Source organism: Cellulophaga sp. BC115SP (assembly GCF_009905545.1).
GTDB classification, from domain to species: domain Bacteria; phylum Bacteroidota; class Bacteroidia; order Cytophagales; family Spirosomataceae; genus Flectobacillus; species Flectobacillus rivi.
The window spans coordinates 76,042-88,076 of record NZ_JAAALB010000005.1 but is presented as its reverse complement, the minus strand read 5'-3'; the positions used below and the strand labels follow the sequence as shown (position 1 = coordinate 88,076).

Here is a 12,035-nt window from a genome sequence, read left to right as displayed (position 1 = left end):
CCTGATAGAGAAGATACAAACCCCATTTCTCACTATATGAAATTACTACAGTCCGTAATTGCTTTTATTCTATGCTGTTTATTTTCTAATGATTCGTTCGCTGAAGGCGGAATTAAAGGCAGTATTAAAAACGTCAAAGGCGAGTCGCTCTCATTTGCATCTATCATTATCAAAGGACAAAATAAAGGTACGATGGCCAACGAAGATGGCTTGTACGAATTGTCCCTACCAAGTGGAACCTATACAGTGGTTTTCCAATATTTAAGTCATAAGTCATTAGAAAAAACAGTAAATGTCGAAAATGATTATGTTACGCTCAACGTAAGCCTAGAGGAACAATCTATTAGTCTCAACGAGGTAAAGTTTTCCGCTAAAACAGAAGACCCAGCCTATACTATTATGCGCAAAGCCATTTCAATGGCAAGATTTCATATTTTAGAAGTAAGCAACTACAATGCTCGAACGTATGTAAAAGGAACGGGGAAAGTCAACTCCGTTTCGAAACTTCTCAAGGCTGTAGCTGGCAATAAAATGGAAAAAGAATTAGGATTAAAAATTGGACAAACCTATATTCTTGAATCAATCAACGACATCAATTTCTCACAACCCAATACAGTAAAAGAGAAAATTGTTTCAAGCAGAAGTAATTTCCCTAAACAAATCCAGTCGAGTAGTGGTAATATTATCACTTTTGCCAGAACCAACTTCTATGTTTCCAACGTTGGAGGCGTTGTATCACCTTTATCTCCGTCGGCATTGGCGTATTACAAGTTTAGTTTTGAAGGTATGTTTGAAGACCGTGGGGTGCAAGTCAACAAAATTAAAGTTACACCCAAATCATGGGGCCCAGATGTTTTTTCAGGAACCATCAATATCATCGAAGATTCGTGGGCCATTCATAGTCTAGACTTAAAGTTTAACGACGAAAATGGCAATTACACCTTAAAACAACTTTACGCACCATTCAAAGACGTTTGGATGCCTGTATATATGGATTCTGGATTCAATTTCGATGCTTTTGGAATTGTTGCTGAAGGCCGCTACGTAACCAACGTTCGCAATTACAATGTAACTATCAATCCTAAATATCATCAACAGCCCGTAGTAATTGACGAGAAAATCGATAAAGCAGAAGCGAAAGAATTGAAAGGTCAAAAAGTAGATAAGAACTTAGCGTTAAAACAGCAGTCGATGACACGCAAGCAGCTGAAAAAAGTGTTGAAGGATTTAGAAAAAGAAGACAAAGCTGAGAAAAAAGCCCAAAATCAAAACGTAGATGTCGTGCGAGATTATAGTCTGGATGTTGATTCCCTGTCTACCAAGCGCAACAATGATTTCTGGAATACTGAACGCCAAGTTCCGCTTACTGAATATGAAGTAATAGGCTACAAACAAGCAGATAGTTTGAATAAAGTCAACGAAGGACAAATTAAGAAGGACTCACTTAAAAACCTTCCAAAATTCAAATTAAGCCACATTTTTGCTGGTCATACCTATAACTATGGTCCACGTACTCCTTTGTATGGTTATCAAAAAAGTTTGATTTACTCGTCGCCATTGATGCCGAACTCCAATGTTGATGGTTTTTACTACAATACCGTAGAAGGCTTTTATTTGGAATCAGGATTGAAATATATCAAACGTAATAAGCTCTTGAGTAGAATGGAAATTGGCACAGACTTACGCTATTCATTTGGAAGAGAAAAATTAACAGGATTGTTGTATGGCACCTACGTGCATAATTATACCCAAATTTCGGTTAAAGGTGGTCAGTTTGTTTATCAATACAATCAAAATCAACCTATTACCTCTTTGGTGAATACCTTCTATACTTTGTTATTCGAACAAAACTATATGAAGTTGTACGAAAAAACTTTTGCTCAGATAGATTTTCGTCATCAATTTTCTCCAAAAATTACAGGGACTATAGGTTTAGAAACTGCTGAGCGCCATATTTTGGAAAACGCAGCTAATGCAAAGCCTATTTTTGACAACAAGAATAGAGAGTTTTCGAGTAACTTACCAATAAGCAGCGAGTTAGCCAACGTCTCTTGGAGTAATCATTCTATACAGTTTCTCAACGCAGGATTAACGATTCGTCCTTTTGCTAAAACAAGTAAATTTAACGGACGTGAATTTATTTCAAACTACCGTAACCCTAATTTCAGAATCAGAAGCAAATGGGGCTTTAGCAAAGCGGGAGACTTTAACAATACTGAAATTGAATACGAACAGGTATTCAATCTCAATCGACTAGGCGACCTTCGCTTGATGGTAACTGCTGGTGATTTCTTGAAAAAACCAAGCTATTTCCTCGACTACAAACACTTCAATGGCAATCAGGTTTTGTTCAGAAGAGAAGGATTGTTTAATTCATTCAGAAATCTAGATTACTACAACTACAGCACAAACGGCTCGTATATTGAAGCACATGCACAACAAGATTTTAGATCGTTGCTGTTAACAAAAATCAACCTATTGAGATTGTATGGTTTGAAGGAATCAGTATTTGCCAACTATTTATACACAGGCAACAAACACTTCAACTATTTAGAAGTCGGATACGGAGTTTCAGGTATAGGAAAAATATTTGGCTTGGAAGTCGTAAGCAATTTTATCAATGGCAAATACGATGCAACAGCTTTGAGAGTGAAGTTTAGTAGATAATCTAAATTGTCTAAATCTTTGATACTATGGTAGCGAAACAGTATACGGATCTAAAAGTCTATCAAATTGATAAAAACTTTTACGAATTATCTGAATTTAACGAAAATGAAAAAATTATAAATTTTATAATCAACTATCATAAAACAAACTTCAAAAGTATTCATAGAGTTGAAAGCTCTACAGAAGAATATACATTAAATGGTATCAAGTATAATTTATATAGTTTTACTGAAGGGGAGAAATCATCTGTGTGGACTAACTATTTTCCCAAGTCTTTAAGTAAAGAAAATGACTTCGTTACCAAAAGTACTTCATTCGTACTATTCTGTATAGTAGAAGAAAATATCTTTTGTGTTATAGGAGGGAAAGGAATATCTGTGATTAAAAGATATTTAAACCCAACATTTGGACTTGATATATATGAACGAATTGCCAATCCAATGACTGATACTGTTCAAGAAATGGAATCCAGAGGTATTTCAGGCAAACTTACTTCTGAACAAGTTATATATAGAACTGAACAAAGACTCCAAGACATATTGAGTATAGGAAGACTTTTAAAACGTGTCAGTATAACTTTGAGCCAAGAAATTCTAGATAGTATTTTTGATTTTTTGGACTTTGATGATTTAGAAAATAAATCCGTCGAAATAGGAAGTGCATTTTCATTAAAAACTAAATTAACCTTCCAACAGCTACATATATTACTTGAAAAACTTAATGAAATATCGAAATTCGAGAATAGGACATCGATAAGTAGATTTGAAAGAATAAGGGATGAACCTTTTATCAATCAAACTTTGATTCCAACTTTACTTGGAAAGCTCAGAGATGAGGCCGTTAACCTTTCAAATCCTCAAGGAAGATACAGCCTTCCATTTGATATTGACTTTTTACATCCGAATAAATTAAATAAATTTTATGAATGCGAAACATATAAATTATTTTTCAAAGGTAAACAGAACGGTTTCTATGAAACATCAAACAGATTTAACTTATTTAAAGAAGGTTTAAAAGGTATTTATGAACAAGTTAGCCCTTCAGATCCATTTAGTTTTAATTCAATCCTATTGGGAGTAAGAGTAAAAGGATACAAAAATGGAGAACTCTTGACAGATGCACCATTTATTAGCCATTTAACTTGTGAATTAACCTTAATGAAAACAAGCTATTTCAAAATAGACAATCTATGGTATATAGTGAAAGGAGACTTCATAAATTCAATTTCATCTACATGTATAGAATTGATTAGCAGAGATTTGGTCTCCCCTAATCCACTAGAATTAGAATGGAATCGAACCACGCAAAATGAAGGAGATTATAACTTGTCTTATGAAAACTTGAAGAATTATTTTGTTTTTGACAAGGTAATATTTCAAAATATTGAGCTTTGTGACATTCTATACGTTTCGAATAATACATTATATGTAATTCATGTAAAAGAAGGTTTTGATGCTAAAATAAGAGATTTAACTAATCAAATCTCTATATCATCCAGGCGACTATGGAATGATTTAAAAAGCGACAAAAGTTACCTTAAAGGCATTTACGATAGATATAATGATATGAAAAGAAATCATAAAAACATTTCATGGATAGATTTTGAAATGCTTTTTACAACGAAAGAAATCCGATATGTATTGGCATTTACTTCGAGTTTTAAAGGAAAATCTTTTTTTGAAAATTATGAAATTCATAAATCAAACATTGCTAAATTCTCAATAATAAATATAATTAGTGAGCAGTCTGAAAGCTATCCAGTTAATTTTGCAGAAATTAAGTATATATAACTTAAATAACGTTTTTGACAGTTTAAAATAACAAAAGGCACAAAGCGAGAAATCTCACTTTGTGCCGTTGTGCCTTAATCACTTTGCCTCTAACTAACTCAACCTATTTCCCTACCGAAATCAAGTTAGCAAATAGTCTGTATGCACCTGAAACACCTGCAGGAAGTTGGCGGAAGAAAGCATACCCTGTAAAGATGTAATTACCTTTTCCATATTTGGCATATAATAAACCTCCATCTGCTGGTTTTTCGTTAGGGTCGTTAGATGAAATAATGGTTTCATATTTACCATCCCATTCGTTTGAGAAATACAAACCTCTTTCCTGAATCCAGCCATCAAAATCCTTTGCTGTAATTTTGTTTGGAACATTCAAAATCGGGTGTTCTGGTTTTAAGAATCTAATCTCCGCTTCCTCCACCGTTACACGGTCACGCGAAAGTTTAAAATCATAAGGACCTAAACCACCATCAACTTTTTGTAGGTTATTATTTACCTGATATTGCACAACCATATTACCTCCATTTTGAACATATTCCATCAATTTCTTTTGATAGAATTTCAGGCGTGGCTCCGTATTATAAGCACGTACACCAACCACAATAGCATCGTATTTGCTCAAATCTTCATCCAATTCTTTCTCACCTAGCATGGTTACTTTATACCCAATCTGACGCAATGCCGAAGCCACTTCGTCACCCGCACCCATGATATAGCCAATATTATTGCCCTTTTTCTTGATATCTAATTTTACAATTTTGGCCTCTGCTACAGGAAATAACGTTTGAGGAGGAATATGGTCATAGGCAACTGTCAATAAACCTTTGTCTGATGTGCCACTTGGCGTAGTTACCACTGCACGGAAGGTTGCTTCGCTTGCTCCTGCATGGGTAATATCTGCTGGAGACACCTTAAACACCACCTTTTGTTCTTGGTATTTATTCGAAAACTGAAAAATAGTTGTCGTCGGGTCAACCTTCCATCCTTTTGGTACTTCAAGCGCTACACTACCACGAGCATCTGCTTTGTTCGCCTTCAGTGTTACCTCCACTTCCTTGGGTTGATTATCAGCAAATACATATACTTTGTCAGCAATGTTGGCAGTTACTTCAGGACGAATTTCGTAAGTACGGTACAACTCGCCTCTAACTTCGTCGGTGTATTTGTAGATAACTGGCGTTTTGAAAGTAAAATCTTTGCCCTCAATCGTAAAAGTAAGTTCAGCTTGTAAATCGGCAGGTTTTTCGGGTAAACCGATAATAGAAGCATCATCTACACGGTACATTCCTTTGCCCATTTTCTTTTCGGCTAACCAATATGGTTGTGTCAAAGGTTGGTTGGCAGGAATAGTTACAGGAAAAGTAATACGATTCAACTCATTATTGCCAAGGGATTGAGTCATAGTTGTATCTTTTTCAAAACCTGTCAAGTGCACTTTTTTCAGAGAAACATTTGCATCAGAACGTTTGATATAGCTTAACGCAACATTGACTTTTTCGCCACGAACTGCCGAAAACTCATTAGGATTTGCTTCAAAATAAAGTCCAGAACAAGCTACAATTAGGCTTTCTAGTTCTTTTTTCTTTTGAGTTTTCCAGTATTCATCCTGAATACCTTCTACCTTTTGGTAAGCCTTTACCAAAATAGGCACAATAGTTTCAGGTTTTTCTGGATTAAACTTTGAAACAGCTTCATTGATTAAATCCTGAATTCCTTCACTCCCTTTTACACGACTCCAAGTGATATCTACACCATCAAAAGCATCTTTTGTTGCCTTTTCACCCGCTTTGTGAACCAAATATTCAGGGCGGGCGCCACGACCACGAGGAACACCAAAGCCTTGAGATTTATGTTGAGAACGGCTTTCAGCAGCAATTTCGTTATAAGATTCACCCAAAAGAGGATTATACACCCCAATATCAACTTGGATAAAATCTTTCTCCGCAGGCTTTTGGGTTTGTGCTACTGTTCCAAAATTGAAAGTATTCCACACAATACGCTTTGCTTGCCAAGGTTTTACAAATTTTAATTGTTCTGGAAACTTTGTCGGGTCGGCGGCAGCGGCAAATGCCTCCTCTGCCAATGCTGCCGAAGCAGAGTGATTACCATGTCCTGCACGTGCATCAGGCGGAAAACGACAAATAATTACATCAGGACGCAAATTGCGAATACGCCAAACGACATCACCCAATACAGCATCTTTTCCCCAAATTTGAAGCGTTTCTTCCGTAGTTTTTGAAAAACCAAAATCATTGGCTCTTGTAAAATATTGTTCAGGACCATCTATTGAACGTGCCGCCAAAAGCTCTTGAGTACGAATCAAACCCATGAGTTCGGCTTGTTCTGGACCAATCAGGTTTTGACCACCATCGCCACGTGTAATCGACAAATAGGAGGTACGGACTTTTCGCTCTTTTGCCAACCAAGACAACATAATGGTATTTTCGTCGTCTGGGTGAGCAGCGATATACATTGCCGAACCTAATACATTTAATTTTTTTAGATTGAGAATCATTTCGCCAGTAGGCATAGGCTTGATAGCTTGGGCAGTTGCACCAAAACTTAAAGCCGAAGCCGCCAACACTTGGCAAATCAAACGGTTTAACGGGTGGTTTCTTCGCATGAGAATAAAATCAATTTTTATGAAGTCTTTTAAAGGCAGTATTCCTCTCTACAATAACTACAAATCTAAACTTTTCCTTTGGGTGTTTGTCGCAATTCAGACCAATCGTAAGGTAAACTCGACCAATTGGAGGTAGCAACAGATTTATGTAGTCTATCTACAGAGTCGAGAATTGATAATTATCAGTACTGTCTTAGCATTTTTCTTTTCTTTTTCTGGTCAAAAAACTTACAATTTGCCCATCGGTAGGTATCAAAGTGCTCCGAAAACAATCATATAAATTAAATACAATAAAATCTTGGAATAATTTTTTTATACCAAAGCAAAAATTATATTTGCATAGTAGGGCATTTTGCCCAAACACAAACGTAAGTGTTCTTATAAATCTCATTTACTCAACATTTTAACCAACCAAACTATTTAACTCTTATGAATGACATTATTTATTTAGTTCCTGCTCTGGGTCTCGTTGGCTTGTTGTACACATTTTGGCGTTTTAATTGGGTTTCGAATCAACCAACTGGTGACGAAAACATGCAAAAACTCTCAGGATATATTGCCGATGGAGCCATTGCTTTTCTTAAAGCCGAATGGAAAATTCTAGCCTACTTTGCAATTCCAACCGCTATCCTACTTTTTTGGTTAGGCTCTGACGAAGGAACGCCAGACCATCCTATTCATTCTTCACCAGTAATTGCCTTAGCCTTTTTGATTGGGGCTGTATTTTCGGCCACAGCGGGTTATATCGGAATGAGAGTAGCAACCAAGGCCAATGTAAGAACAGCTCAGGCGGCTCGTACTTCCTTAGCAAAAGCTTTAGAGGTGTCATTCACTGGTGGTTCAGTAATGGGTATGGGTGTTGCAGGCTTAGCAATTCTTGGTTTAGGCGGTTTATTTATTGTATTTTATCAAATGTTCGCTGCAGGTCATGAGCTTACTTCTGTAGAAATGAAAAAAGCTATTGAAGTACTAGCAGGCTTTTCACTTGGTGCCGAATCTATCGCGCTATTTGCTCGTGTAGGTGGTGGTATTTATACAAAAGCAGCCGATGTTGGTGCTGACTTAGTGGGTAAAGTAGAGGCAGGTATTCCTGAAGATGACGTACGTAACCCCGCTACGATTGCCGATAACGTGGGGGACAACGTAGGTGACGTGGCTGGTATGGGTGCTGACTTATTCGGCTCGTATGTAGCAACTATTCTAGCAACCATGGTATTAGGTCAAGAAATCCAAGTGACAGATCATGTAGGTGGGTTTTCTCCTGTCATTTTGCCAATGTTGATTGCAGGTGTTGGACTTTTGGCATCTTTGGTATCTACCTTTTTTGTAAGAATTTCTAGCGAAACGGCTTCAGTTCAAAATGCTTTGAACTTGGGGAACTGGCTTTCTATTGCGATTACTTTTGTTTCATCATATTTCTTGGTTCATCATTTATTACCCGAAACCCTTAATCTTCGTGGATTTGAGTTTACTTCGAATGGCGTATTCCTTGCTATTATTGTTGGTTTGGTGGTAGGAGCCTTGATGTCTGCTATTACCGAATATTATACTGCGATGGGCAAACGTCCTGTTTTATCAATCATTGAAAAATCAGGGACTGGACACGCTACGAATATCATCGGTGGTTTGGCTGTGGGTATGGAATCTACAGTATTACCAATTCTAGTATTGGCGGCAGGTATTATATTTTCTTACAAATTTGCAGGCTTATATGGCGTATCTATTGCAGCAGCAGGTATGATGGCAACTACGGCCATGCAGTTGGCGATCGATGCTTTTGGGCCTATTGCAGATAATGCTGGTGGCATTGCCGAAATGTCTCAATTACCTTCTGAGGTACGTGAGCGTACCGACAATTTGGATGCTGTAGGTAACACTACTGCTGCCACTGGTAAAGGTTTTGCTATTGCTTCTGCGGCATTAACTTCGTTGGCATTATTTGCAGCATTTGTTGGTATTGCAGGTATCAAAGCAATTGATATTTATAAAGCTGATGTTTTGGCTGGCTTATTTGTTGGCGGTATGATTCCATTTATTTTTAGTGCATTGTGTATTTCTGCCGTAGGTAAAGCTGCGATGGAAATGGTAAACGAAGTACGTCGTCAGTTCCGTGAAATTCCAGGTATTATGGAATACAAAGCTGAACCAGAATACGAAAAATGTGTGGCTATTTCTACGCAAGCTTCTATTAGACAAATGATATTGCCTGGTGCAATTGCCTTAATTTCGCCAGTACTCGTTGGATTCACTTTTGGTCCAGAAGTATTAGGTGGTATGTTGGCAGGCGTGACGGTATCAGGTGTATTGATGGGAATGTTCCAGTCAAATGCTGGTGGCGCTTGGGACAATGCTAAAAAATCATTTGAAAAAGGGGTTCAAATCGATGGTGTAACCTATTACAAAAAATCAGAACCACACAAAGCTTCAGTAACTGGTGATACCGTTGGTGACCCATTCAAAGATACTTCTGGTCCATCGATGAACATTTTGATTAAATTGATGTCGATTGTTTCTTTGGTAATTGCACCTTATATCGCAGTAAAATCTGATGCCTCTGTAGGACAAAAAGAATTACAAAAAATTGAAAAAACTGCGGCAAAAGTTGTCAAGATTTCAACTTCGAACAAGAGTTAAAATTTTCTCATGAGTCATCCCTAATTTAGTGATTTAGTGATTGAGCGAATTAGTGATTATTTTTAATCTAGATTTTACTAGTAGAGACGCAATGCTTTGCGTCTAAAGAGATGTCATGTTGAAATATAGTATGTAAAAAGGCGGTCGAAAAACTAATTTCGACCGCCTTTTTACATAAACAATACAATGGTTCACCTTGTAAATCCCAATAAGTACAAACAAGAGGTCTCTATTTTAAATTATTACAAAATTAGGGATGACTCATGCTTATTGAAGTACCACCTATATCCCTCGCCCTTTTCTAATTCATTCTTTTGGAATACTCCTCCAATGCAGCCTTTTCACTGGTGCTTAAGCTGTCAATTCCTTTGGATGCGATTTTGTCCAAAATTTCATCTATTTCATGCTGTTTTTTAGCCTTATTGGCATTGTATCTTTCATCAATGGTATCATGTTGTTGATTATTTTTGAAATAGAAATTGTCAATCAATAACAAATAAGGACGAGTCACAATGATATAGATAAATACCAAAGATGGAATTAAGAGTAGTAAAATAACCCAGAGATTTTCCTGTAAAATTTCAGGAATGAACAGAATTGCGAACAACATTCCAACAATAGCTCCGCCTAAATGGGCATCGTGTCCAATATTGTCTTTATTGGATTTGATTCCATAAATAGATACACCTAAATATAATAGCCCAAAAACCCAAGCTGGTAAAGCTATAGGAATAAACATAATTCTTAAGTCCATTTCTGGAAATACTGCTATCGATGCAAACATTATCCCAAATACCCCACCAGAAGCGCCCACCGAGGTATATCCATCGTCTTTTCTGTGAATTAATACCGAAATAAGGTTGCCTCCCACTATACTTCCCAAATAGAGAATTAAGAACTTAGCTTCTCCGAAAATATTAATTGTAAGTCCTGAAAATACATACAAACTGTACATATTGAAAAAGAAATGTAGCCAGTCGACATGCAAAAAACCTGAGGTCAACAAGCGTTTATAGTCCTTTTGTAAGAGTACTGGAAAAACGTGAAATTTATACTTATCGAAAAATAGGAAGTCACGAAAACCCTGATAGGTGAATACTAAGGTGATTATGATAATGAATAATGCAATCATGGCTAAGAGTTATAAAATGAATTAAGACTACTAAAATACATTTTTTCACATAACAAACTAAATCCTTCTTTAGGTCTTTATCAAAAACACAAAAGCCCCAAATGTGATTATTGGGGCTTCTGTGTACAAAACTTTAACTTTTTTTAAGAAATCTTATCTCGATTAATCTGTCCCACGAGCCATTGATGCGGAAATGTCGTACACATCACCAACAAATACATCATCGGAATAGGATTCATACTTTTTGCAAAAGCTGCCCAGAAATAAGCATACCCCAATGTCATCACTACAGCAATTAAGGTAATCGGCATGGCATGTAACCACAACTGAAAAGCTGAGTTTGTACTACGACCTTCGGGCAAAAAGTAACGATGAGCATCTGAAAATGCATTCACGGCGTGCCAGCCACCAAAATACAATGCCATTGCAGGTAATAAAGGCAGATATTCACACAATACCAAGATAATCACTAGAGATATAACTTTTCTTGCTGTGAATTCAGAAGGGTTTCGATATTGAGCAAGAAACAATAATAGTAGCGTGATCATACAAACTACTCCAATAATCAACTCTTTTGATGCCGTTAACATCAACCAAATTTGCATCATCAGCATATCTTGACGCGTAATACTTGCCCACAGAATACTGGCTTGACTGCCATGTCCTAGAAAAAGCCACAGTACAATCATCATTCCATAACTATAGCGAGTCCAAGTCCACAGAAAATTGTTAGCTTGTGGTGATTTCAAATCAGACTCACCAATATGCCATGCGGTAATTAATAAAAACAAGAAAACGCTCCCAGTTGGCCAATACCACCATAGCGCTCCAAATAACACAATAGCGAGAAGATAACGGACATAAAAAGTCCATTTTTTATACACTTTCCCTGTTCTTTTAAATAACTCTTGTTCCAACCAAATATCCAAGGTTCGGTGAGGAATCCCTATAAAAAATACAAAACCAAAGGCAAAAAAGATTTGTACCCAAATAGACAAACTTCCCTGTAGCTCTTGCCATAGTAGCAATAATACGCCCAAAATAATCGTCAAACTTGTCGGATTGTAGGCAATTTTCTTCAAATACTTTACCACGTGCGATTGAATTTTTACTTGAATGGCAAAGGTAATCAATTGTTGTTGCTTATTTATAATGTGCTATTGTGTTGAAAAAATTTCCAAGATTTATTCCT

At 36.7% G+C, this 12,035-nt stretch carries 6 protein-coding genes; 3 read left to right on the top strand and 3 right to left on the bottom strand.

Annotated features, from left to right (window positions below):
- The first annotated feature begins 36 nt into the window (after positions 1-36).
- Both GVN22_RS05795 and GVN22_RS05790 read left to right on the top strand, forming a co-directional pair.
- The gene (locus GVN22_RS05795) at positions 37-2,667 is read left to right on the top strand and encodes a DUF5686 and carboxypeptidase regulatory-like domain-containing protein (protein WP_166550103.1); all 2,631 of its coding nucleotides are present in this window, start codon (positions 37-39) and stop codon (positions 2,665-2,667) included.
- Positions 2,668-2,693: 26 nt separating this feature from the next.
- On the top strand, positions 2,694-4,457 hold the full coding sequence (locus GVN22_RS05790) for a DUF6119 family protein (RefSeq protein ID WP_166550102.1): 1,764 nt from the start codon (positions 2,694-2,696) through the stop codon (positions 4,455-4,457).
- A 103-nt stretch (positions 4,458-4,560) separates the two neighbouring features.
- Here the strand turns inward: GVN22_RS05790 and GVN22_RS05785 are convergent, their stop codons facing one another.
- Complete coding sequence (locus tag GVN22_RS05785; RefSeq protein WP_166550101.1) at positions 4,561-7,077, bottom strand: PIG-L family deacetylase; 2,517 nt, start codon at positions 7,075-7,077, stop codon at positions 4,561-4,563.
- A 429-nt stretch (positions 7,078-7,506) separates the two neighbouring features.
- Here GVN22_RS05785 and GVN22_RS05780 point away from each other — a divergent pair, with 429 nt between their 5' ends.
- Entirely contained in the window at positions 7,507-9,711 is a 2,205-nt protein-coding gene (locus tag GVN22_RS05780; protein ID WP_166550100.1) for a sodium-translocating pyrophosphatase, read from the top strand.
- A gap of 301 nt (positions 9,712-10,012) precedes the next feature.
- Here GVN22_RS05780 and GVN22_RS05775 read toward each other — a convergent pair whose 3' ends face one another.
- On the bottom strand, positions 10,013-10,843 hold the full coding sequence (locus tag GVN22_RS05775; protein ID WP_166550099.1) for a rhomboid family intramembrane serine protease: 831 nt from the start codon (positions 10,841-10,843) through the stop codon (positions 10,013-10,015).
- A 143-nt stretch (positions 10,844-10,986) separates the two neighbouring features.
- The gene (locus tag GVN22_RS05770) at positions 10,987-11,976 is read right to left on the bottom strand and encodes a Brp/Blh family beta-carotene 15,15'-dioxygenase (RefSeq protein WP_166550098.1); all 990 of its coding nucleotides are present in this window, start codon (positions 11,974-11,976) and stop codon (positions 10,987-10,989) included.
- Positions 11,977-12,035 lie beyond the last annotated feature (59 nt).

Excerpts from the sequence above, each read along its gene's own strand:
- GVN22_RS05785 (WP_166550101.1), bottom strand. The coding sequence starts at position 7,077 with ATGCGAAGAAACCACCCGTTAAACCGTTTGATTTGCCAAGTGTTGGCG.
- GVN22_RS05775 (WP_166550099.1), bottom strand. The coding sequence starts at position 10,843 with ATGATTGCATTATTCATTATCATAATCACCTTAGTATTCACCTATCAG.
- GVN22_RS05780 (WP_166550100.1), top strand. The coding sequence starts at position 7,507 with ATGAATGACATTATTTATTTAGTTCCTGCTCTGGGTCTCGTTGGCTTG.
- GVN22_RS05795 (WP_166550103.1), top strand. The coding sequence starts at position 37 with ATGAAATTACTACAGTCCGTAATTGCTTTTATTCTATGCTGTTTATTT.
- GVN22_RS05790 (WP_166550102.1), top strand. The coding sequence starts at position 2,694 with ATGGTAGCGAAACAGTATACGGATCTAAAAGTCTATCAAATTGATAAA.